The following is a 22,149-nucleotide window of genomic DNA, read 5'->3' on the forward strand; positions in this document are numbered from 1 at the left end:
CTCCCGGGCTAGGCTCCCTGCCTGCGTTTTTGCAGGTCAAGTGCTGTTTCCACACTCTACAACGAGTCGCAGGTCCAGGGAGCTGTCCCCAGGTTCTTCAGGGCTCATGCTGACCACTCGCTGACTATTCTGACACCCCGTACGCGGCTGCCATGGAGTACGTGGCCGGTCACACGCTGCCGGCCTGCGCGGACAGCGATGGTGCACTTCCACTGCCGCCGGCGGCCGGCCTCGGGACGTTGCTCGCCGAAGGCTTGTCAGCAGTCCACGCAGCGGGGTGGCTCCATCGAGACCTGAAGCCGCAGAACGACACCCTGGGCGATGACGGTCCGATGATCATCAACTTCGGGCTGGACCAGCGCGCGCAGGCCGATGTCCCGATGGCAACGAGGACAAGGCGGGTGCTTCATCCAGGGGCGGGAAGGCGGTCGCGTCGGGGTGGAGGGGCGAGCGTCAGCCCTCGGTCGGCTGGGGTGCCGCGGACAGGCTCTGCTTGACGTACCGGCTGGTCTCATCGGCGAGCATCTCGGGCAGGCCGGCCTCGATCCCGTCCAGGGCCTGGGCCGCGACGTCGGCGGCAGCGACCTTCTGATCGGCGGGCACGCCGGCGGCCATGTCGGTGTCCATGTAGCCGACGTGCAGCGCCGAGACGGTGATCCCGCGCGGCGCCAGCTCCTCACGGGTCGCGTCGCTCAGTGCCCAAGCCGCGGCCTTGGAGGCCGCGTAGGAGCCGAGGGCGGCCGGGTGGAACCACGACAGGGCGGACAGGACGTTGAGTACGGCACCGCCGCCGTTGCCCTCGATGACAGGGGCGAAGGCGCGGGTCGCGACGAGCGGGCCGAAGAAGTTGGTCTCCATCTCGCGACGCACCTCGTCCAGGCCGCCTCCGACCAGCGTCGCGCCTGTGGAGATGCCCGCGTTGTTGATCAGCAGTGTCGCGTCGGATGCCACGCGGGCGGCCTCCCGTATCGACTCATGGTCCGTGACGTCGAGGCGCAGCGGCGTGACGTCCGGCAGGTCGACCGCCTCGGGACGGCGGGCCGCCGCGTAGACCTTCGCGCCGCGCTCGACGAGCTGGGCTGCGAGGTGTCGCCCGAGGCCTCGGTTGGCGCCGGTGACGACCGCGACCGTGTTCTTCAGTTCCATGCTCGCTCCTCGTCCTGGCGGGCACCGTCGGCACCCGCACACATTTAGATTACGCTTCCAATCTAAACATGGGTCTACGATAGATGCCAGTCGACATCCAAGTGGGAGGTGGCCATGGGCCGCGTATCGCAGGCGCAGGCGGAGGAAAATCGCAGGCGGGTGGTGGACACCGCCTCCCGGCTGTTCCGGGAGCAGGGCACCCACGTCAGCGTCGCCGACCTGATGAAGGCGGCCGGTCTGACCCACGGCGCGTTCTACAAGCAGTTCGCCTCCAAGGAGGCGCTCGTCGACGAGGCGACCGTCCATGCCTTCTCCGAGCTCGCCCAGCGCTACAGCGCTGGGCTCGAACGGCACGACGGGCAGCGCGGGGCCGCCCAGCAGGCACTGATCGACACCTACCTCTCCGTCGAACACCGTGACGACCCGGCGGACGGCTGTCCGGTCGCAGCCCTCGCCACGGACGTCGCGCGCGAGAGCGGGGGTAGCGAGGCCCGTCGTGCCTACGCCGAGGGGGTGGCCGACTTCGCCGGCTTCCTCGCCACCGACGACCAGGACGGCATCGTCCGCCTCTGTACCCTGTTCGGTGCGCTGGTCCTGGCCCGGGCCACCAAGGACTCCCCGCTCTCCCGAGAGATCCTTGACGCCGCGCGCGCAGCCCTGGCGGAAGCAGGCTGATCAAGGGGCGGTGCGGGTGTACGCCGACGGCACGCGTGGGCGCCGAGGCGTTCGCGGCCAGGCAGAGGTGGCGGGAGAAGGCCGTCGGCTCCTGGCGCACCGACACCACCGGGCGCGAGTCGGTTCCGGGCCACATGTCCGTGAAGTGTCAGCTGCGCAGCCGACGTCAGCGTGTCGGCAGGCCTGCGACGCGCTCCGGGATGTCGCGCCTGAATTCGTCGGCGCTCGCGGCGACATTCACGCTTGCCGCCATCGCGAGGAACATCACGGCGGGGCACGATGCGTGCCGTGTCGCCGCGTGTGCCTATGCGTCCTGGTGCTGCACTGTCCGGTGACCATGGGGCTGCCCGTGGGGAGTGAAGTCGGCAGGTCCGCCATTCGGATGAAGGCGGAAGCTCGCTCGGTGAGGTTCGCCCAACTCCGAACACGCGGGAGGTCAGGTCGTCGCATGGAAATCGGCTACAAACTGGCGTCGGAAGCCTTCGGCCCGCGTGAACTCATCCGGCAGGCGGTCCGTGCGGAGGCGGCGGGTTTCGACTTCGTCGAATGAGCGATCACCACCCCCCGTGGCTCGACGTCCAGGGGCACTCCTCCTTCACCTGGACGGTGCTGGGCGCGATCGCCGCCCGGACGGAACGTGTCGCGCTGGTGACCGGAGCGACGTGCCCTATGGTCCGCTGCCACTCGGAGATCATCGCGCAGGCCGCGGCCACCCTCGCTCTGGTCTCCGATGGCCGTTTCGTCCCGGGCGTGGGTTTCGGTGAACGGCTCAACGAGCATGTCGTGGGGCGCGGTTTCCCCGACCACGTGCGCGAACGACACGAGCTGCTCCGTGAGGCGCTGGAGATCATCCGCCTGCTGTGGCGCGGCGGTTACCGCTCCCACCACGGCAAGCACCTACGGCTGTCGGATGCCCGCGTGTTCGACCTGCCCGAGGAGCTTCCGCTCATCGCCGTCGCCGCGAGCGGCCCGCTCTCCGCCCGGTTCGCCGCGGAGCTCGGCGACGGCCTGTTCGCCACGGAGGACAAAGCCTCGATCGTCCAGCACTACCGGGGTGCTGGCGGTTCCGGACCCGGGTACGCGGAGGTGCCGACGGCGTGGGCTCCCGACGCGCGGTCCGCTTGTGCCGGTTCCTCCGGCCCGCGCGCTCAGGCCGGTTCGCGAGGCCGTTGTGGCGGCAGCCGCCTGACCGCACCCACGACTCCTCGTACGACACCGAGATCCATCAAGCCCTGTGAGCTGAGTCGCAGTTCATCCACCGTCGCCCGTACGTGGCCGGGGCCGGCGGGGCGTTTGAGGATCGCGGTGGCGAGCTCGGGTGCGATGACGGAGAAGTAGCTGGACGGAGTGGCCCAGGTGTTGCCGGGTGCCGCGAGTGCCGGGGCGCCGCCCGAACCTCCCTCGCCGATCAGCAGCGTGGTCACCGGGACGCGAGCCGTGGCGACGGCCGCGAAGAGCTCGGCGACGGCAGAGGCCGCGCCGGCCGCCTCCGCCGCCGCGCCGTTCGCGGCGCCCGGGGTGTCGACCAGAGTCAGGACCGGCAGGCCGAGCCGGTCGGCGAGCCGCATGAGGCGGACCGCGGTGCGGTAGCCGGACGGCCGGGTCGCGGTGCCGCGCTGCGCCGCGTACGCGATCGTGCGCCCGTCGCGCAGCCCGAAACCGCACAGCATGCCCGGGTCGCGTCCGACGCAGCGGTCGCCGGAGACGGTGGTGCGTTCGGTGAAGTACGCATCCACGTAGGCCTCCGCACGGGGCGTCCGGGAGCGCGGGCGGCCTCGACCGCGTCCCAGCCGGACTCCGGGAGCCTCGTGTCGCCCTGAGCGGGCGGGACGGGAGCGCGTAGTCCGGATCCGGCCGAGGTGAACAGCCGCAGCCGGAGCGACACATCCGCGCGCAGGTCCTCGGCCCGTACCACCGCGTCCACATGCCCGGACGCGAACTGCGCCTCGGCCGTGTACGCCGCCGGATCCGCGTCGGCCGGCCGCACCCGCGACCCGGCGAAACCCACTTGCGCGCCCGGCAGTGCCACGATCATGTCGGCGCCGGCGCCGAGGGTCGCCCAGCCGCCGCCCGTCGCCGGATCCCGCAGGACCGCCAGCTGGGGTAGGCCCGCGGCGGCTGTCAGCGCCGACTCGCGCACCACGCGCTGGAGTTGGGTGAGCGCGAGCGTGCCCTCCTGCATCCGGCTGCCACCCGTGGCGATCAGCGAGACCACGGGGAGGCGGTACTCGCGGGCATGTCCGTGCGCCGCCTCGATCAGAGCGCCGGTGCGGGTGCCGAGCGAGCCCCCGAGGAAGCCGAACTCGAACGAGATCACCACCGCCGCGGTCCCTCCGATCACCGACCGCCCGCAGACCACGGACTCCTGCTCGCCGGTGTGCTCGACGGCACGGGCGACCGAGGCGCCGTAACCCTGCCAGTCGAGGGGGCCATCGGCCGGTGACTTGGCCTGCGGAGTGGGGAGTTCGGTGAAGTCGGCGGTGAGGAGGGCGATGGCTTGTCGGGCGGTGAGGCGGGGGCCGGATGGTGCGGGGGAAGCGGGCGGCCGGTTGCTCGCGAGGCTGGGCTCGGGGCAGTTCCCATGGCTGGGCCCGGGGTCGGGCTCGGGGCAGCTCCCATGGCTGGGCCCGGAGTCGGGCTCAGGCATGGAGTGCCTTCTTCATGATCTTCCCCATGTCGTTGCGCGGCAGCTCGGCGAGGTGATGGACGACGCGCGGCCGCTTGTGCGGGGCGAGCTGCGCCGCGACGTGGTCAGCCAGTTCCTTCTCCGTAGGCGGCCGCTCGGGATCCTCGGGCACGATCCACGCCACGATGCGTTCGCCCAGGTCGGGGTCGGGTGCGCCCGTCACCGCGGCGTCGCGGACGTCCGGGTGGTCCATGAGGACGTTCTCGATCTCGCCCGCACCGATCTTGTATCCACCGCTCTTGATCAGGTCGGTGGCCTTGCGCCCCACGATCCGTACATAACCGTCCGGTTCGCGCACCGCCACATCGCCCGTACGGAAGAAACCGTCCTCGGTGAAGGCCTCCGCGGTGGCGTCCGGGCGGTTGAGGTATTCGAGGAACAGGTTCGGTCCGCGCACCTGGATCTCGCCCACCTGGTCCGGGCCGTCGGGCAGTTCGCCGCCCGTCTCGTCGACGAGGCGCAGTTCGACACCGCGCAGCGGCACGCCGACGGTGGCCGCACGGGGTTCGCCGTCCGCTCGGACACTGGTGTTCATCAGCGTCTCCGTCATTCCGTACCGCTCGATGACCGCACGCCCCGTCGCCGTACGGATCCGCTCCTGGTCACGGGCCTGCAGCGCCGCCGACCCCGAGACGAGCAGCCGCGCACTCGCCAACGCCTGTGCCAGGGCCGGGTCTTCGGGGAGCTGCTCGGCGATCCGGTGATACATCGTCGGCACGCCGAACAACATCGTTGCCCCGGTGCTCAGCTCCTTGGTCACCCCCTCCGTACTGAAACGGCCCAGATGGCGCACGGTGCCACCGCGTCGCAGAGGGCCGAGAACGCCGAGGATCAATCCGTGGACGTGGAACAGGGGCAGCCCGTGCACGAGCACGTCCTCGGAGGTCCACTGCCAGGCGTCCTCAAGGGCGTCCAGCGTGGCGACGAGCGCGCGGCGCGGGAGGACGACGCCCTTGGGCGGGCCCGTGGTGCCGGAGGTGTAGACGATCAGGGCCGGATGGTCGGGGGCGGGCTCCTGCCAGGTGCGCTGGTGGTCCGTGGCCGCCGTTGCCTCTACGTCGATTCGGGACAACCCGGCCAGTGCGTGCGGCAGTTCGTCACCCCGGGCTGCCATGACCAGTGGCGGCCGACTGTCGCTGACGATATGGGCGAGCTCCCGCTCGCCGACCTTGGGGTTGAGCGGGATGGCGGGGACACCGGCGAGCAGCGCCGCGACCACGCCGACCGCAGTCTCCAGGGTCGGTGTCGCCCAGACGGCGACGCCGGGGACCTGGCCCAGCCGGGCGGCCAGAGAGCCGGCCGACGCGGCCAGTTCCCCGTACGAGAGTGTGCGCTCGCCGAAGGTCAGGGCCGGCCGGGTCGAACCTTCGGCCAGGGCGGGGAACAAGGGCGTGGTCCGGTGACTCACGTGTCGTACTCCCATTCATGGAATTCAGGCGCACGGAGCGCCCGCCGTCCGTCGTCCGTCGTTCGGCGGGCGGATCCGTGGACCGCGGGCAGGCCTTCGTCGGGCTCGGGCAGGGCTTCGCAGGGCGCGTCACCCGAACCCTGGTACCACCAGGACCAGCCAGACGACCGCGGGCACGACGGCGACGATGACGCCGCCGTAGATCATCAGTTGCCGGAAGAACCGTTCGCGGTCGACATCCGGCGCCGCCGCGAGCACGAGCGCGCCGTTCGTCGAGAACGGGCTGACGTCCACGACCGTCGCCGACACGGCAAGCGCGGCGATCATTCCGACGGCGCCGATCTCGCCCTGTACGAGGAACGGCACGGCCAGCGGGATGAGGGCGCCCATGATGCCGACCGAGGAGGCGAAGGCCGAGACGATGGCGCCGACGTAGCAGAGCAGTACGGCCGCGAGGAGCGGGACACCGATGTCGCCGACGCCCTCGCCGGCCCACTTGATGGTGCCCATCTCCTCGAGGACGCCTACGTAGGTGATGACACCGCAGATGAGGAGCACGGTGGGCCAGGCGATCTCGCTGACGGCCTTACGGCTGGTGTCGGGCCAGAAGGCGCTGAGCACGACGGCGAGGGTGACGGCGGTGAGACCCGCGTCGAGGTCGAAGCCCAGGACCGCCACGACCAGGGCGACAAGGGCGATGAGGGTGGCGATACGGGGCGGGGTGAGGCGGGTGTCCTCCTCGGACTCCAGGGATGTGCGCTTGCCCCCGTCGTCCCGGGTGCTGCCGTCGGTGCTGCCGTTGGAGCTGCTGACTTCGGCACGGTGGCGGGACAGCTTGAGGCCGCCGAACAGGACGAAGACGACGGCCGCGATGATCAGGTTGGCGACCAAGGAGGCGAGGAACAGGAAGAGTTCGTTGCCCGGCAGGTTCTCGCGCTCGACGATCCCGTTGACGATCGAGCCGTAGATGCTGATGGGCGAGAAGCCGCCGCCCTGCGCGCCGTGGACGACCATCGCCCCCATGAGGAGTGGGCTGATGCCGTACCGCGCGGCGAAACTCAGGGCGATCGGCGCGACGATCGCGACCGCTGCCGGACTGACGGCGCCGATCGCGGTGAGGGCGCCGGTGATCACGAACATCACCCAGGGGATCAGCGCGATCCGGCCGCCGACCAGGCGTATGGAGGCGTGCACCAGCCAGTCCGTGGTGCCGTTGGCGCGGGCGATGGCGAAGAGGTACGTGACGCCGACCAGGACGACGAAGAGGTCGCCCGGGAATCCGGCGAAGATGCCGTCCGCGTCAAGGTCGGCAACGAGTTCACCTACGCCGAATGCTGCGGCGAAGGCCAGCGCCCCCATATTGATCGAGCGAGTGGTGGCGATCACGAAGACCACCACGAGGACAAGGATCGAGATCAGTTCTGCGGACATGGGGGGCTCCCCGGGTGCAGGATTGGCCAAGTGGCTGAGCCACTGGGTCACTTGGTGACCCACAGAGTCGATGGCATGTCCACCCCCGTCAAGAGGGTGCGCACAGATTGGCTCAGCCACTTGTCCACCGGCGCTGCTACGCTGCGGGCATCCAGGGGAGGGGCTGGCCATGTCCGACGCACTGCGGCCCATGGGGCGTACGCGCCTCTACGAGCAGGTCATCGACCGCCTGCGCACCTACGCCACCGAGTCCGGCCTCAAGTCCGGCGACCGCCTCCCGGCCGAGCGCGAACTGGCGCAGCGGCTCGGCGTCTCCCGCGCCTCGATCAAGCAGGGGATCATCGTCCTCGAAGTCCAGGGCCTGGTCGACGTGCGCCACGGGGGCGGCACCTACCTGGTCGGCGACAGCCTGAACTCGGCCGAGCCGGTCGAGCGGCTCGTGGAGCGCCGGCGCCGGCTCCCCGACGTACTCGAAGCGCGCGAAGCCCTGGAGACCAAGCTCGCCGAACTCGCCGCGGAGCGGCGCACGGACGAGGACCTCGCCGCGCTGCGCGACGCCCTCGGGTTCATGGCGGAGGAGATCGAGCGGGGCGAACACGGCGTGGAGGGCGACCGCCGTTTCCACGCCGCCGTGACGGTGGCGGCCCACAGCACGCTCCTCGCGGAGTTCATGCGCTCGATCGCCGAGCAGATCACGGAGTCCCGCCACGAGTCGCTGCGCCAACGGGGCCGCCCCGCCAAGTCGTTCGCGCAGCACATGGCCATCTTCGAGATGATCGACGCGGGCAACGGCCGGGCGGCAGCTGCGGCGATGCGGCGCCACGTACGGACGGTCGCCAAGGTCCGGCTGCTCGACTGGGACCCGGAGCGCGACGGCAGCTGAGGCAACCGGTGCCCGGCGATCGGCACGGCGGACGTGGTCATCGCCGACAGCCTTCCGCTCACCGTCGAGAACCACGCACTGCTGCGCCTGCTGTGGCGCGCGGGGAGAACGTGAACTGGGCCGGGCGGTTCCGTGCGGCCCTGGCGGACTTCACGTCGGTGCCCCGGCCGCTGGACGGCGTTCCGCCGTTCGTATGGCACGGCTCCGTACGCACCCCCGAGATCGCCGAACAGGCACCACGGTACGGCGACGGATTCTTCGTCAACAACATGTTCGCGCCGATGGAGCATTACGCCCGTTCCGTCGCGCTGTACCGCCGGCGCTTCACCCACCATGGTGACGGTGCACCCGAGGACGGCGCCGTCGGCGCAGGATCCGGGATCTGGGTGCATGCGAACTCGCAGGAGGCCGTGCGGGAGTACCGCCCCTGATACGACGCACATCCCATCCGCTCCCGCTCCCGTTTCTCTCTGGAGGAAGAGGCCGCGGTCACCGGCCTGACGGTCGGCAGCCGGCGCAGGTGGTCGAGAAGGTAATGAAGTTCCCGGAGCACTTCGGCACGCTGCGCAGGGTGCTGTTCGGCTTCGGCTTCGGCGGCATGCCCGAATCCAGGGTCCACAACGTCCTCGACGTCGTGGGCAGCGAGGTGCTGTCGGTGTTGCGGACAGAACTCACCGGAGTCGCGTGAAGGCTCTGCGCTTCGGCCACTGGCTGAACCATGACGACGGACAGTCCCACCTGGTCAGACGTGATGCGCTCTCTGCGGCCGCGGAGGAGAGCGGGCCGGCTCACGGCGTCGCTCCCACTGACCGCTGCATGGTGGCTGGCACCTCAGGCTCCAGAATAAACGCGCTCTGGATACCAGGTTGAAGGCATCGCAGACTGAAGTCCGAGCGGGCGCAGAACTCGCCCGATGGCCGGTGGACGGGCATCCGGATGCCGGGCAGGCCGGCGAGCACACGCGTCCGGACCATGGCCGGCGACCGGTACCGAGAAGGACAGAGGAAGACATCATGTCGGGAATCGACGGCAAGGTTGTGGCGATAACGGGAGCCAGCGGCGGCATCGGCGAGGCGACCGCGCTCCTCCTTGCCGAGAAGGGCGCGCGGCTCGTTCTGGGTGCGCGCCGCTCCGAGCGCCTGGCCGAGCTGGTGGCCCGGATCGAGAAGGCGGGTGGCACGGCCGTACAGACCCGTACGGACGTGACCCGGCGGGACGATCTGCATGCCCTGGTGGCTCTGGCCGGCGAGCGGTTCGGCCGGCTCGATGTGCTGGTCAACAACGCCGGGTCCGGGACGATCTCGCCACTGGACGATCTGCGGGTCGACGAGTGGGACCAGATGGTCGACGTGAACGTGAAGGGTGTGCTGCACGGAATCGGTGCCGCGCTGCCGGTCTTCCGGGCCCAGGGCACGGGCCACTTCATCACCATCGCCTCCACGGCCGCATTCCGCGTCGCGCCGGCCATGGCGGTGTACGCCGGTACGAAGTTCGCGGTCCGTGCCATCTGCGAGGGCCTGCGTCAGGAAGCCGGTGACTCCCTTCGGGTGACCACCGTCTCGCCCGGCGCGGTCGCGACCGACTTCGCCGAGGCATCCACCAATCCGCAGGTCCGAACGCAGATCACGGAGATGCGGGACCGGATCGCGATCCCGCCCGCCGCGATCGCCCGAGCCATCGCGTTCGCCATCGAGCAGCCTGCGACCGTCGACGTGAACGAGATCGTCGTGCGGCCCACCGCCCAGAACTGACTCCGCGTGGGGGCACGTTGAGCGCCGCACCGAGGGTTCGTCGGGCAAAGCGGTCGAGGGCGGGGCGTTTCCAGCCCCCGCCCGCGCTTATGCCAGCACCCGCCCGAGGAAGCCGCGCAGGTAACCCGCGACGACGTCCAGGTGGCTCTCCAGCAGGAAGTGACCGCCGTCGATGAGGTGCACCTCCGCGTCCTTGGCATCGCGGGCGAAGGCTCGCGCGCCGTCCGGGCCGAAGATCTCGTCGTTACGGCCCCACACGGCGAGCACCGGGACCTCGCTGGTGCGCAGGTATTCGTGCAACAGCGGGTAGAGCGGACGGTTGTTCGCGTAGTCGCGGAACAGCGCCAGCTGGACCTCGTCGTTGCCCTCGCGGGAGACGAGGGCGAAGTCGTGCTCCCATGTGTCCGGGTTGACCAGGCTCGGGTCGGGCACCCCGTGCACGTACTGCCAGCGGATGGCATCGACGCTCAGCGCGGCGCGGACGGCGGGTTCGGTATCGGGGCCGGGGTTCGCCCCGTAGGCCCAGACGTCGGTCCAGAACGATTCGACGAAACCGTCCTCGTAGCCGTTGCCGTTCTGGGTGACGAGGGCGGAGATCCGTTCGGGGTGCTTGAGCGCGAGGCGCCATCCGATGGGGGCGCCGTAATCCTGGACGTAGAGGGCGTAGCGCTCCAGGCCCAGTTGGTCGAGCAGGCCCGAGGTGAGTTCGGCGAGGGCGTCGAAGGTGTAGGTGAACTCCCCTACGAGGGGGGCGTCGGAGTGGCCGAAGCCGAGGTGATCCGGCGCGATGACGTGGTAGCGGTCGGCCAGCAGCGGGATGAGGTCGCGGAACATGAACGAGCTGGTCGGGTAGCCGTGCAGCAGGACGATCGCGGGGGCGTCGGCGGGGCCGGCTTCGCGGTAGAAGATCTCGTGGCCGTCGACGGTGGCGGTCCGGTGGTGAACCGAGCTCATATCTAACCCCTTCACGCGTTTGATCTGGTTAGCTCCACGCAAGCACGGGATGAGCTAACCTGTCAAACGATGTAATGCGGTTAGAAAGGGAGTGGTGTCCGATGGACACACTGCTGGACCTGCTCAACAGCCGGCCACTGGTCGACGGCGAGGAACGGGACGCGCTCGGCGACCCGGCCGAAGGCAGACGCTGGGCGCGGGAGCACGGCGGTGACGGCAGCCTCGCGGAACTGGCGCTGCTGCGCGAGACGCGGGACATCCTGCAGGGCATCGTGCGCGGAGAAACCTCGCCCGCCGCGCTGAACCCGCTGCTCGAAGGGGTCCACCAGATCCCGGAGATCACTTCGGAGGGTATCCAGTGGACGGTCCGGACTCCCCCGGCCGCCCGGCTGGCCGTCGAGGTGATTCTCGCCTGGGCCGCCACCGAGAAGCAGATGCCCGGTCGGCTACGCCCCTGCTCCAACGACGAGTGCCGGCTGTTCCTGCTCGACCGCAGCCGCGCCAACCGTGCCCGCTGGTGCTCGATGGCCGTCTGCGGCAACCGCGAGAAAGCCCGTCGCCACTACGAACGCAACCGCTGACCCGCCCCCACGCCCGTACGCGATCGGCGCTCCCACGAACGGCCCTTTCCCGGAGCAGGATTCAGACAGGTTCGGACAGAGCGCGAGAACATCCAGCCCGACCTGCCCGTCCCGACCGGCCGCCGCAAGGGACGAATCGGCGCGATGATCCTCAGCGGTTCACGCGGACGCACTCCGTGAACTGCGGGTGCCGCATCGAAGGCCCTTTCGTCTTCGACGACTTCGCGCTGCCCCGCACCCGAACCCTTGTCGGGGAACGGGCACCGCGGAACGTCGTCGCAGCCATGGGGCCTGGACCTCCTTCGCCACCACCGGCGACCCTGCTGCCACCGGCCACGTACCCACCTGGCCGCAATACACGACGCCCGTTCGCCCGACGATGGTCTTCGACGAGACCACCGGAGTCGCGGAGGACCCGTGCAGCGCGGGGCGGGCAGCCTGGAACGACGTCGACCTGCGTCTCTGAACCCCGGGCATCCGCGCGGCGACAGCGAGCAGTGATCTGGACGGAGCGCCGCCGCAGCTCCTATGCACCCCGCCCGCCGCCTATGCGTCCTGCCTCCCGATGCATGGCACAGGCGGCCCGGGTGCGGTTCAACTGAACCCCGAGAACCCGGAACCGGTCGATTGCACATCACCACACGGGAGGCGTCCGATGACCACACCTCTGGCCGACTACGCACAGTTCGCCGGCAAACGGATCGCGATCGTCGAGCACATGCAGAACCACCCCTTCGTGCTGGGGCTGCGGCAGGCTCAGGAACACGGCCTGGAAGTGTGGCTGCTGACGGGTGACCGTTCCTGGTACACCCACGGGCACGACTGGGACACGCACCCCCTGGCCATCGTGGACCGGGTGATCGACGTGGACACCACCGACCTGGAAGCGGTGCTGGCCGTCGTCACCGACGGGGACGGCGCTTCCCTGGTGGACGGGCTCACCTCGTTCTCCGACTACCACACCGAGCTCGCGGCGCAGGCCGCGCGCCGGCTCGGCCTGCCCGGCCCCGATCCGGCCGCCGTGCGCACCGCCAACATCAAGGACCGTCTGCGGATCGCGCTCGGCGACGAGCCGTTCAACATCCCTCATGTGCTGGTCGGCCACCGCGGTCAGCTCGACGAGGCCGCCCGCAGGCTCGGCTTCCCGATGATCGCCAAGCCCCCTGCGGAGGCGATCAGTTACGGGGTGCGCAGGGTCGACGACATGGCCGGGCTCGTCGAGGCGTACGAGGAACTCTCCGCCGTGCGGCACAGCCTGCGGGGCCAGCCGCGCAGCGGTGACGTCCTGCTGGAGCAGTACGTCGAGGGCGAGGAGGTCAGTGTCGAGACGATGACCGTGGACGGGCACACCCACGTCTTCGGTGTCACCTCCAAGGACCTCTTCGGTGACCCCGCCTACATCGAGTGCGGGCACACCTTCCCCGTGCCGCTCCCCGACGAGGAGCGCGACGAGCTGTACCACGTGGTCCGCACGACCCTGGAGATGATCGGCTACCGGCACGGCCCCTGCCACACCGAGGTCCGTCGCACCGAGTCCGGCTGGCGCATCATCGAGGCCAACCCCCGTACCCCGTCGAGCTGCATGACGATGCTGGTGACCGACGTGACCGGCCGCAGTCCGATCCTGGACGCCTGGCTGCTCACCATCGGTGTCACCCCGCCGATCGAGCCCGTCGTCCACCGGGGCGGCGCCGCCGTCCGCATGATCTACCCCACCCGGCGCGGAACCCTCGTACGCGTCGACGGGCTGGAGGCCGCGGCGGCCGTGGAGAACGTACAGGTGCTCCTGCACGTCGAGAAGGGCGACCACCTGCTGCAGCGCATGGACAACTCCTCCTGCGTCGGCTTCACCTACTCCAACGGCCCCGACCGGGTCGCCGCCCAGGAGCTCGCGGACAAGGCCGCCGCGCTGCTGGACTTCGTCGTCGAGGAAGACCTCCGGTGACCCCGTATACCGAGGGCCCGGACGCCCAGGCCCCGGACGCCGTACGGGCGGTGGCAAACGCCTCCGGGCTGGAGGCGGCGGGCTGGCCCTCCCTGCTCGGTGCGGAGGACTTCTTCCAGACTCCCCGGTGGCTCGCCGTGCAGGAGGTCAACTCGGGTACGGCCATGGACTTCCTGCTGCGCGAGCGGGGCGGCCGGCCCGTCGCCGGGCTGGTGACGGCGTGGGCCGACGCCTCCGTCGCCTGGCTGCTCGCCCGGCCGGACGCCATGCTGAGGCGCGCCCTGGAACAGGAGGTGCCCGAGGCGGCCGGTGTGCTGCGCGACGTCGCCGGGGGTGACCCGGACCGTCTGCTGCCCTCCCTGGTGTGCGGAGGACGGCATCTGGGGCGGACCAGGGCGCTCGCCTCCCCGGAGGCCACGGCGGAGGATCTCGCCGCGCTGCTGGAGGAGGCGGAGGCGATGGCGGCCGGCCGGGGAGCGGCGACCGTCTGCTTCCCTCACGTCGATGTGCGTGATGTCGCCCTGACCGGCCTGCTGGAGCGCCGCGGGTACCGTCACCATCTCTCCGACCACTACGCCTGGCTGGACATCCCGCCCGGTGGCTTCGAGCAGTTCGTCGACGAGATGAGCGCCCACCGCCGGCGCCGGGTGCGTCTGGAAGGCAGGGCGCTCGCGGACGCCGGGGTCGAGGTGAACGTCGAGCCGCTGACCCAGGCGCTCTGCACCCGCCTCGGACAGCTCGACGCCAATCTCCTGCGCAAGTACGGGAACCCGGCCAGCGACGAGGGCTCCGCCCGGATGATCGGGCGGATCGCCGAGATCATGGGCGAGGACGTCCTGGTGTCCGTGGCACGGCAGCGCGGCACCGTCATCGGCTTCGGCATGGTGCTGCGGTCGCGGGCCCGTGGCGAGGAGCAGTGGTACGGCCACCGCGCGGGGTTCGACTACGAGGCCCAGGGCAAACTGCCGCTCTACTACGACGTCCTGTACTACCAGGTGCTGGACGCGGCGGCGAAGGAGGGCGCCACCGTCCTGCACGCCGGGATCGGCAGCGTCAAGGCGAAGCTGGCCCGGGGCTGCCAGGTCAGCGAGCAGCGCTCCTACCTGCTGCCGGTACACCGCACCGAGGGGAACGCGGGCGCGCCCGCCGACGACCGGGAGACGACCACGCGATGAGCGACGCACCGAAACTCCAGGAAGGCGCCGGCTGGAACGCCGGCGTGGGGGCGAGGGTCGCTCCGTCCGACCGGCGCGGGGGAACCCTTCGGCTGGTCTCCTCGGCCGATGTCGACTCCCTCGACCCCGCACGGACGTACTACGTGTGGGTGTGGCTGCTCCAGCGCCTCCTCAACCGCACGCTGATGGCGTACCCCACGGACCCCGGGCCCGCGGGCCTGGTGCCGGTGCCGGATCTCGCCGAGGGACCCGGGGTGGCGAGCGACGGCAACCGGACCTGGACCTACCGGCTCCGTGAGGGCGTCCTCTTCGACGACGGCACTCCGGTGACCTCGGCCGACGTCCGGTACGCGGTGCAGCGGATCTTCGCGCAGGACGTCCTGCCGGGCGGGCCGACCTATCTCGTACCGCTGCTGGACGACCCGGACCGCCCGTACACCGGGCCCTACCGGGACGGCGTCGACGGGCTGCCGTCCGTGCTGACCCCCGACCCGCGCACGATCGTGTTCCGGCTGCGTTCCCCGTTCTCCGACTTCGACCACCTGATGGCGCAGCCCTGTGTCTCCCCGGTGCCGCGGCACGCCGACACCGGGGCACGTTACGGCGAGGACCCCCGCTGCACCGGGCCCTACCGGGTGGCCGGACACCGGCCGGGGAGCAGGCTCCTGCTGGAACGCAACCCCCACTGGGACCGTGCGACCGACCCCGTGCGCCCGGCGCTCCCGGACCGGGTGGACGTCACGATCGGACTGAACCCGGACGACATGGACGAGCGCCTGACGGCCGGGGAGTTCGACATCAACCTGGAGGGCCGTGGCCTTCAGCACGCCGCCCAGCACCGGCTGGCCGGCGATCCCGTCCTGCGGTCGCGCACCGACAACCCGAGGACGAGCTTCCTGCACTTCGTCTCGCTCCAGCCGCACATCCCGCCGTTCGACAACGTCCACGTACGGCGGGCCGTGCACCACGCGGCCGACAAGGTCCTGTTGCAGGAGGCCCGTGGCGGTCCGGTCACCGGGGGCGACCTGACCACGGCGCTCTTCCCGCCGGGGCTCCCCTCCCATCAGGACCTGGACCGCTATCCGACCGGCCCAGGCCTGCGCGGCGACCTCGACGCCGCCCGCGCCGAACTGCGGGCCGCGGGGCTGCCCGACGGCTTCGACGCCGTCATCGGCACCCAGCGCGGCAAGTTCCGGCTGGTCGCCGACGCCGTCGTCGAGTCCGTCGCCCGGGTCGGCATACGGCTGACCGTCAAGGAGCTCGACGTGGCGACGTACTTCAGCCAGGGCGCCGGCTCGCCCGAGACGATCCGCAAGCACGGCCTCGGCATGATCGTGACCGACTGGGGAGCCGACTTCCCCACGGAGTACGGCTTCCTCGCGCCGCTGGTGGACGGCCGGCTGATCCGCCCCGGCGGCGGCAACTGGAACATCGCGGAGCTCGACGACCCGGAGGTCAACAGGCTGATCGACACCGTGCTGCACACCGCCGACCCCGCCACCCGTACGGACCTCTGGCGCGAGGTGGAGCGCCGGGTCATGGACCACGCGGTCATCCTCCCGCTGGTCCACGACAAGACCCTGCACTACCGGGGGCCCCGCGCCACCAACGTCTTCGTCCATCCCGCCTTCGGCCTGTACGACATCCAGGCCATGGGCGTCACCGAGACCGCCGACCGGGAGAACGACACCGTATGAACGACACCGCAGCGGACCTCCGCTTCGTCCCGCTGGACGCCGGCGACCCGGCCACGCTGGACGCCTGGCTCCGACTGACCCTGGACAGCGCCGAGGACGTCCCGCTGTCCGCCGCCCCTCCCTGCGCGGCGGACCTGACCGGCTCGGTGCGCTTCGCACCGCCGGGAACCGCCCTGGCCGGCGAGGTCGCCGTCCTCGGCGGGCAGGCGGTCGGCGCCATCCGGCTCGTGCTCCCCGACGGGGCGCCGGTCGCCGTCGTCGACCAGTTGCTCACCGCCCCGAAGGAGCGGCGCCAGGGGATCGGGACCGCCTTGTTCCGCCGTGCCCGCGCGCTGGCCGCCGGGCACGGCCGTACCCGCCTGGTCTTCGACGTGGTCCAGGCTCTGCCCGGGGGGCCGGCGCGCGACGAGGGACCGGCCGCGTTCGCGACGGCGCTGGGCGCCTCCCCCGCCGGGAGTCACGAGGGCGTTCACCAGTGGCTCGACCTGGGCGCGCACGACCCGTTGGCCGACGGCGCCCCGGCGGTCCCGGCGGGCTACCGGCTCCAGCGGTGGGGGACCATCACCCCCGACGCGTTCGCGATCGCCGTGTCCCAACTCGAGCGTTCGCTGGGTGAGAGCGCGCCGGAGACCTGGGGTGAGGGGCCCGAGGCGATAGCCACGAGCCATGTGCGGAGGTTCGAGCGGATGCGGGTGGGCCGGGGACGGCGGGCCTACCACGTGGGCGCCGTCCACGAGGAGACCGGCCGGCTCGCCGGATTCACCAGCGCGTCCAAGACCACCGGCAATCCGGAGCACCTCCTCCAGGGCATGACCGTGGTGGCCGCGGCGCACCGCGGTCATGGCCTGGGGCTCGTGCTGAAGCTCGCGAACCTCGCGCACGTGCGTGAGTACGAGCCGCGCGTGCGGCTGATCGAGACGGCCAACGCGGACAGCAACCGTCCGATGATCGCTCTCAACGAGGCGATGGGCTTCGTGCCTCAGGAGCGCTTCGTCTCCTGGGAGGCGCCGGTCGCCCCCGCCGTCTGAGTGCCCGTCGGCCGCTCCCCGCCCCCGTCGAGGGCGCGGGGAGCGGCCTTGCGTTCCCGGACGAAGCGCGGCAGCCAGCCGTTGCCCAGCAGCACTCCGGCGACCACGGCGACTCCCCCCGCCAGCGCCCAGTGCGTCGGTCTCTCGTCGAGTGCCAGCCAGGCGCCGGCCAGGCCGACGACCGGCACCAGCATGGAGAACGGCGCGACCACCCCCGCCGGGTAGCGTTTGAGCAGCGCCGTCCAGATCCCGGAGCCGACGACACTGCCCAGCACCGCGATGTAGACGAGCGCGACCAGGCCCGGCCAGCCGTCGGGGCCGAAGGCCGAACCCAGCGCACGCCAACCCGTGGCCGGCCCCTCCCTCACCGCGGACAGCGCCAGCAGCGGCAGCGGCGGGATCACCGCCATCCACAGCGCGAACCGCAGCGGATACTCCGGCCTCGCCTGCCGGCTGGCCAGGTTGCCGACCGCCCAGCCGAGCGCGGCCAGCACGGTCAGCACCAGCGGCAGCAGCGGCGCGGTGCGCGCCCGGTCCACCGCGATCACCGCCATGCCCAGGACCGCCAGGCCGATGCCCGCCAGCTGCCGCCCGGAGACGCGCTCGCGCAGCAGCAGGGCACCCAGCAGCACCGTGAAGGGCGCCGACGCCTGCACCACGACGGACGCCAGGCCGGACGGCATGCCCTGCTCGATGGCGAGGAACAGCAGCCCGAACTGGGCGACACCGAAGCCGAGTCCGTATCCGAGCAGCCAGCGCAGCGGCACCCCCGGGCGGGGTACGAACAGGATCACCGGCACCGCGAGCACCAGGTAGCGCAGGGCCGCCAGGAAGAACGGCGGGAAGTGGTCGAGGCCGACCCGGACCGCGAGGAAGTTCAGCCCCCACAGCACGGCCACGAGCACGGCCAGCGACCGGTCCCGGGCGGTCATCGGGAGGTGCCGGAGAGCAGACCGGACGCGATGAGGCGGCCGCCCATGCCGCGTAGGAACTGACCGTCGCCGATGAGCTTCTGGTCGTCAGCGCGCTGTTGGAGCACCAGGGTGAAGCGGACGCCGTCGGGGTCCTCGAGCAGCCAGCAGAACATCATGACGCCGGGGCAGGAGCCGCCCTTGAACACGACTCGCGGCCAGCGGGCCGGGTCGACCGGGATCCCCGGGTACGCCGTCAGGATCTCCTCGACGACCCCGCTCGCGTCCCGTGTCCCGTCCTCGGCCAGGGCGCCCAGCACGCGTGCGACGTCCCAGGCGCTCATGTGCCAGTCCAGCCCCTGCTGGTGCACGGTCGGACCGAGGTCGGAGCCGCGTACGGTCAGGGGGCCGGCGATCCGCGCCAGCAGGCGCCGGCGGCCCTCCTCGTCCGCGGCCGCCCATTCGGACCGCAGCTCGGGAGCGCCCCAGCCGATCTCGAAGACCTCATGGCTCGACAGGAACGGCCGGAGCAGGGCGGGTTCGGTGTGCCCGCCCTCCTCGACGGCCCGCTCCACGGCGTCCCGGCCGAGGAGGTCCTGGACGAGGTCGGCGGCGGTGTTGTCACTCATCGCGATCATCTTGTACGCCGTCTCGCGCACCGGGACCCGCGTGCCGTCCGGCAGTTCCTGCATGTCCCCGGTGGGGAGACTGCGCAGGGCCGGTGTCACGGTGACCTCGTCGTCCCACCGCACGGATCCGGAGGCGACCGCGTCCGCCAGGGCGCGCATGAGGTAGAGCTTGTACGAGGAGCCGTTGGGCATGGGCCGCTCGGCGTCCTTGGCGTACAGCGTGTCCGTCGTCCCGTCCTTCTCCCGGGTCACCAGGGCCGACCAGGTCACCCCCGGCTGTTCCAGGGCCCGTTCCAGGTCGTCCCACCCGTGTACCGGTGGAACGGCCACTTCCGGCCCCAGGTGCAGGACGCGTATCGGCCCGGTGGAGTCGAGCGTCAGCGACAGTGTGGAGCGGGCGCCGGACGGGCCCGTGAGGGTCACCCACGCCTTGTGCGCCACGGGCTGGTAGTCGGTGACGGTGAACGGGCCCAGGGCGCGCCACTGTTCGAGCGTCGCGGCGAAGCCCTGCGGGTGGCGGGCGAGGAAGACGGGGACGAAGTGTGCGGACAGGTCCTCGTCCCGGGGCGGCTCGGGGGCGGTCAGCAGTTCCACCGCCCAGCGGGTACGGTGCCCGAGCAGGGTGCCGTCACCGTCGAGCGCGGCCCGCGCGCCGGAGCGGGCGGAGGCGTCGGAACCGGGCAGATCGATCATCATCGCTCCTCGACGGCCGTTGCGGCCGGTGATGTCATTCCTCGGTGACCGTGATGGCCGTGCAGGGGCAGAGTTCGGCGCACAGCCGGACCGTGTCGTGCAGTTCGGGCGGGGGTGCGGCCTGGAGCAGGACCACGGTGCCGGTGTCCTCGTCCTGGTCGAACACCCGGGGCTCGGTGTCCGCGCACCGGCCCATGGCGCAGCAGGCGTCCGTGTCCACGCTCACGCGCAGCGGGCCGGTGTTCACCAGGTCACCGGAAGCGCGCCGAGCCCGTAACTGGACACCTCGTGGCGGAAGTCGAGGTCGGCGAACGGGACGGCGAGGCGGGCGCCCGGCATCCACCGAAGGACGGCGGCCAGCATCTCCTCCAGCTCCACCTTGGCCAGCCACTGGCCGAGACACTGGTGGATGCCGTGCCCGAAGGCCAGATGGCGTCGCGCGTCCCGGGTCGGGTCGAGGGTGTCGGGGTCGGGGAAGACCGACGCGTCGCGGTTGCCGGCCGACAGGGACACGACCACCCCCTCGCCCGCCCGGATCGTCACATCGCCCAGCTGCACGTCCTCCAGGGCAGCCCGGGCGAGTCCGTTCTGCACGATCGAGTGGTAGCGCAGCAGTTCCTCGACGGCCTTCGGCAGCAGCTCGGGGTCCTTGGCCAGCGTGTCGGCCAGGTCCCGGTCGGTGACCAGGCTCAGCAGACTGAGACTGGCCTGGCTGGTCGTCGTCCCGTGGCCCGCGACGAGCAGCAGCCTGCACATCGGGACCATCTCCTCGACGGTCAGCTTCCCGGTGCGCACCTGGTCGGTGACCAGACGGCTCAGCAGGTCCTCGCCCGGCTCGGACATCCGCATGCGCTCCTCGACCACCTCGCGCAGCAGCCCGTCCAGCTCGTCGCGGGCGGCAGCGACCTGTTCGGGGCGGTAGCCGCGGTCGATGAGGATCCCGGCCCGGTTCTCGATCAGCTCGCGCTGCTCGTCGGAGACACCGAAGAGCAGGGCGATCACCCGGGAGGGGACGGGGATCGTCAGCCCGCGCACCAGATCCACCGGGCGCTCGCCCGCGGTCAGCCGGCCGAGCATCTCGTCCAGGTGCTCCCGCAGCACGGGCCGCATGGCTTCGGCCCTGCCGTGCAGGAAGTCACGGGTGAGCATGGAGCGCAGCCGGGAGTGGTCGGGATCGTCCATGCGGATGAAGGACGCGGTGTGGGGCTTGTCCCGGACCAGGACGGACGTGGTCGTCATCATCGGGAAGCCCGGCGCGCTGGTCACCGCGGTGAACCTGCGGTCGCCGAGCACCGAACGGACGTGCGGATGCGCCGTGACCAGCCAGACCGGGCTGCCGTCCCACATGGTGATGCGGCTCGCGGCCGGACCGGACCTCAGCAGGGCGAGCGGCGGCGGAGGGTCGATCGGGGAAACGCGCTCCATCGGATAGGACGGCGCGGCGGTCACCTTCGGGGATGCTGCGTCCTGCGTCATGGGGTCCCACCTATCGCTGCACGGGCATGCCGACGTGAAGTAGCGGCCCCATCCTCACCGCCCTTCCCGTGCCCTCCTGCCGGGCGCGGCCCGACCCGCATAACCAGCCACGAACGCACATAACCGCGGCCCCGGAAGCCGTTCACCGGCCGTCGGACCGGCTGATACGTTCGGCGCGCCGTACCGTCGGACGCCCTTCCGGCCGGATTTGCGGGTCCGGCCCACCACCCCGGGAACGAGGACCACATGAGTTCATCGCTAGAGGGACACGTCGCACTCGTCACAGGAGCCGGTTCAGGAATCGGCCGGGCCACCGCACGCGCCCTGGCCGAGGCAGGGGCCTCGGTCGCCGTCGCCGGGCGGCGCCTCGGCCGGCTGGAGGAACTGCGCGACGAGCTGGAGGCCGAGGGCCGCAAGATCCTCGTACTCGAGTTGGACGTCACCGACGAGCGGGCCGTGGCCGCCGCCGTACGGTCCACCACGGAGCAGCTGGGCCGGCTCGACATCCTGGTGAACAACGCGGGGCTGATGCTGCTGGGGCCGGTGGAGAACGCCGACACCACGGACTGGACCCGGATGATGGACACCAATGTCATGGGTCTGATGTACATGACCCACGCGGCCCTCCCCGAACTGATCAGGAACCAGGGGACCGTCGTCCAGATCTCGTCCGTCGCCGCCCGGGTCGTCGGACGCGGCAGCGCCGTCTACAACGCGGCGAAGTTCGCGGTGAACGGGTTCAGCGAGGGGCTGCGCCAGGAGGTGACCGAGCGCGGGGTGCGCGTGGTGGTCATCGAGCCGGGCACCGTGGAGACCGAACTGCGTGAACACATCACGCACGCGCAGTCCAAGGCCGCGATCACGGAACGCGTGGCGAAGATACGGCAGTTGCAGAGCGAGGACATCGCCGCCGCGGTGCTGTACGCGGTGACCGCTCCCCCGCACGCGACGGTCAACGAGATCCTCATCCGCCCCACCGACCAGGCCTGAGCCGTCCGTCCGGCGGGCACCCCCCGAGTGGAGTGCCCGCCGTCGTGCTGTCCGGGTGCGCGCCGGGCGAGAGGAGTGAGCGAAGAGAAC

The 22,149-nt window shown here is 71.1% G+C and carries 19 protein-coding genes and 2 pseudogenes; 12 read left to right on the forward strand and 9 right to left on the reverse strand.

Annotation, left to right across the window (positions count from 1 at the left end):
• Positions 1 to 453: 453 nt before the first annotated feature.
• Entirely contained in the window at positions 454 to 1,146 is a 693-nt protein-coding gene (locus tag JKV81_RS33635) for an SDR family oxidoreductase (protein WP_129259859.1), read from the reverse strand.
• A gap of 114 nt (positions 1,147 to 1,260) precedes the next feature.
• On the opposite strand from JKV81_RS33635, the gene JKV81_RS33640 reads away from it, so the two are divergent.
• Positions 1,261 to 1,821 carry a TetR/AcrR family transcriptional regulator gene (locus JKV81_RS33640; RefSeq protein WP_129259858.1) on the forward strand — a complete coding sequence of 187 codons (561 nt, stop codon included), beginning with the start codon at positions 1,261 to 1,263 and terminating at the stop codon, positions 1,819 to 1,821.
• A gap of 448 nt (positions 1,822 to 2,269) precedes the next feature.
• A pseudogene (locus JKV81_RS33645) lies at positions 2,270 to 2,943 on the forward strand (TIGR03557 family F420-dependent LLM class oxidoreductase); the annotation flags it as partial.
• A gap of 26 nt (positions 2,944 to 2,969) precedes the next feature.
• Here the strand turns inward: JKV81_RS33645 and JKV81_RS33650 are convergent.
• The 3 genes and pseudogenes from JKV81_RS33650 to JKV81_RS33660 form a co-directional block, all read right to left on the reverse strand.
• Positions 2,970 to 4,315 (reverse strand): annotated as a pseudogene (locus tag JKV81_RS33650) (carboxyl transferase domain-containing protein).
• Between the two features lie 145 nt (positions 4,316 to 4,460).
• Positions 4,461 to 5,915, reverse strand: a complete 1,455-nt coding sequence (locus JKV81_RS33655; RefSeq protein WP_241748340.1) for an acyl-CoA synthetase — start codon at positions 5,913 to 5,915, stop codon at positions 4,461 to 4,463.
• A 129-nt stretch (positions 5,916 to 6,044) separates the two neighbouring features.
• A complete protein-coding gene (locus JKV81_RS33660) occupies positions 6,045 to 7,346 on the reverse strand; it encodes an SLC13 family permease (protein ID WP_202079429.1) in 1,302 nt (433 codons plus the stop codon).
• 169 nt (positions 7,347 to 7,515) lie between these two features.
• Here JKV81_RS33660 and JKV81_RS33665 point away from each other — a divergent pair, with 169 nt between their 5' ends.
• The 4 genes from JKV81_RS33665 to JKV81_RS33680 all read left to right on the forward strand — a co-directional run bounded on the left by JKV81_RS33665 (position 7,516) and on the right by JKV81_RS33680 (position 9,980).
• Complete coding sequence (locus JKV81_RS33665; protein ID WP_124279116.1) at positions 7,516 to 8,229, forward strand: FadR/GntR family transcriptional regulator; 714 nt, start codon at positions 7,516 to 7,518, stop codon at positions 8,227 to 8,229.
• A 110-nt stretch (positions 8,230 to 8,339) separates the two neighbouring features.
• A complete protein-coding gene (locus JKV81_RS33670; RefSeq protein WP_129259855.1) occupies positions 8,340 to 8,660 on the forward strand; it encodes an LLM class flavin-dependent oxidoreductase in 321 nt (106 codons plus the stop codon).
• An 89-nt stretch (positions 8,661 to 8,749) separates the two neighbouring features.
• Positions 8,750 to 8,917: a hypothetical protein gene (locus JKV81_RS33675; RefSeq protein ID WP_164992611.1), complete on the forward strand. Its 168-nt coding sequence runs from the start codon at positions 8,750 to 8,752 to the stop codon at positions 8,915 to 8,917.
• A gap of 325 nt (positions 8,918 to 9,242) precedes the next feature.
• Positions 9,243 to 9,980: an SDR family oxidoreductase gene (locus tag JKV81_RS33680; RefSeq protein WP_124279114.1), complete on the forward strand. Its 738-nt coding sequence runs from the start codon at positions 9,243 to 9,245 to the stop codon at positions 9,978 to 9,980.
• Positions 9,981 to 10,067: 87 nt separating this feature from the next.
• On the opposite strand, the gene JKV81_RS33685 is transcribed toward JKV81_RS33680, so the two are convergent.
• The gene (locus JKV81_RS33685; RefSeq protein ID WP_129259853.1) at positions 10,068 to 10,934 is read right to left on the reverse strand and encodes an alpha/beta fold hydrolase; all 867 of its coding nucleotides are present in this window, start codon (positions 10,932 to 10,934) and stop codon (positions 10,068 to 10,070) included.
• A 101-nt stretch (positions 10,935 to 11,035) separates the two neighbouring features.
• Between JKV81_RS33685 and JKV81_RS33690 the strand changes: the two genes are divergently transcribed.
• The 5 genes from JKV81_RS33690 (at position 11,036) to JKV81_RS33710 (ending at position 17,360) form a co-directional block, all read left to right on the forward strand.
• The gene (locus JKV81_RS33690) at positions 11,036 to 11,515 is read left to right on the forward strand and encodes a CGNR zinc finger domain-containing protein (RefSeq protein ID WP_124279112.1); all 480 of its coding nucleotides are present in this window, start codon (positions 11,036 to 11,038) and stop codon (positions 11,513 to 11,515) included.
• 655 nt (positions 11,516 to 12,170) lie between these two features.
• On the forward strand, positions 12,171 to 13,460 hold the full coding sequence (locus JKV81_RS33695; protein ID WP_099175645.1) for an ATP-grasp domain-containing protein: 1,290 nt from the start codon (positions 12,171 to 12,173) through the stop codon (positions 13,458 to 13,460).
• Positions 13,457 to 14,635: a peptidogalycan biosysnthesis protein gene (locus JKV81_RS33700; protein WP_129259852.1), complete on the forward strand. Its 1,179-nt coding sequence runs from the start codon at positions 13,457 to 13,459 to the stop codon at positions 14,633 to 14,635. The genes JKV81_RS33695 and JKV81_RS33700 overlap by 4 nt, the downstream gene beginning before the upstream one ends.
• A complete protein-coding gene (locus tag JKV81_RS33705; protein WP_202079431.1) occupies positions 14,632 to 16,332 on the forward strand; it encodes an ABC transporter substrate-binding protein in 1,701 nt (566 codons plus the stop codon). The genes JKV81_RS33700 and JKV81_RS33705 overlap by 4 nt, the downstream gene beginning before the upstream one ends.
• Positions 16,329 to 17,360, forward strand: a complete 1,032-nt coding sequence (locus JKV81_RS33710) for a GNAT family N-acetyltransferase (RefSeq protein WP_129259850.1) — start codon at positions 16,329 to 16,331, stop codon at positions 17,358 to 17,360. Before JKV81_RS33705 ends, JKV81_RS33710 begins: the two co-directional genes overlap by 4 nt.
• Here the strand turns inward: JKV81_RS33710 and JKV81_RS33715 are convergent.
• Genes JKV81_RS33715 through JKV81_RS33730 form a run of 4 tightly spaced genes read right to left on the reverse strand, consistent with a single transcriptional unit; the run spans position 17,312 to position 21,069 of the window.
• Positions 17,312 to 18,292, reverse strand: a complete 981-nt coding sequence (locus JKV81_RS33715) for an EamA family transporter (RefSeq protein WP_099175641.1) — start codon at positions 18,290 to 18,292, stop codon at positions 17,312 to 17,314. The genes JKV81_RS33710 and JKV81_RS33715 overlap by 49 nt on opposite strands.
• Positions 18,289 to 19,593 (reverse strand): Cpe/LpqF family protein, encoded by a 1,305-nt coding sequence (locus tag JKV81_RS33720; RefSeq protein WP_202079433.1) that lies wholly within the window; start codon positions 19,591 to 19,593, stop codon positions 18,289 to 18,291. The genes JKV81_RS33715 and JKV81_RS33720 overlap by 4 nt, the downstream gene beginning before the upstream one ends.
• Before the next feature lie 34 nt (positions 19,594 to 19,627).
• A complete protein-coding gene (locus JKV81_RS33725; RefSeq protein ID WP_129259848.1) occupies positions 19,628 to 19,840 on the reverse strand; it encodes a ferredoxin in 213 nt (70 codons plus the stop codon).
• Positions 19,837 to 21,069 (reverse strand): cytochrome P450, encoded by a 1,233-nt coding sequence (locus JKV81_RS33730; protein ID WP_129259847.1) that lies wholly within the window; start codon positions 21,067 to 21,069, stop codon positions 19,837 to 19,839. The genes JKV81_RS33725 and JKV81_RS33730 overlap by 4 nt, the downstream gene beginning before the upstream one ends.
• A gap of 246 nt (positions 21,070 to 21,315) precedes the next feature.
• Here JKV81_RS33730 and JKV81_RS33735 point away from each other — a divergent pair, with 246 nt between their 5' ends.
• Entirely contained in the window at positions 21,316 to 22,059 is a 744-nt protein-coding gene (locus JKV81_RS33735) for an SDR family oxidoreductase (protein ID WP_202079435.1), read from the forward strand.
• Positions 22,060 to 22,149 lie beyond the last annotated feature (90 nt).

It is taken from the genome of Streptomyces silvae (assembly GCF_016745505.1).
GTDB lineage: Bacteria > Actinomycetota > Actinomycetes > Streptomycetales > Streptomycetaceae > Streptomyces > Streptomyces silvae.